The 487-nt window shown below is 45.4% G+C and carries 1 protein-coding gene; it reads right to left on the reverse strand.

The window, feature by feature from the left end:
- Nucleotides 1–487, reverse strand: a 487-nt coding sequence (locus AAEY62_RS20255) for an oxidoreductase (protein ID WP_502935524.1), incomplete at both ends; no start/stop codon positions are given.

The following is a 487-nucleotide window of genomic DNA, read 5'->3' on the forward strand; positions in this document are numbered from 1 at the left end:
TATTGCTTGGAAATGCCGTTCTTACAGCTTTAAATACGTCGAGTAATAATCGCATTCTATTTTCTAGGCTACCACCGTATTGATCATCACGTTTGTTTGCCAGCGGCGATAAGAACTGGTGTAGCAAATAACCGTGTGCGCCATGTATTTCTATTAAATCAAGGCCCAACTCGTCAGCGCGCTTTGCCGCATTAACAAAGTCACTTATGAGCGAATCTATATCATCTTGGTTCATCGCTTTGGGAGTGGGGCTGTTTTCATCATAGGCAATGGCTGATGGCGCAACCGTTTGCCAACCATTGAGGTGATCGGGCATAAGTACCCCACCGCCATCCCATGGTTTATCGGTTGACGCTTTTCGACCTGCATGGGCTAATTGAATACCAATAGGCATTGGGCTGTATTGTCTTACGGCCGTTAAACTTTTTGCTAATGCAGCTTGGGTAGTATCATCCCATAATCCTAAATCGGCGTAACTAATTCGCCC

It is taken from the genome of Pseudoalteromonas sp. GW168-MNA-CIBAN-0100 (assembly GCF_040309225.1).
GTDB lineage: Bacteria > Pseudomonadota > Gammaproteobacteria > Enterobacterales > Alteromonadaceae > Pseudoalteromonas > Pseudoalteromonas arctica.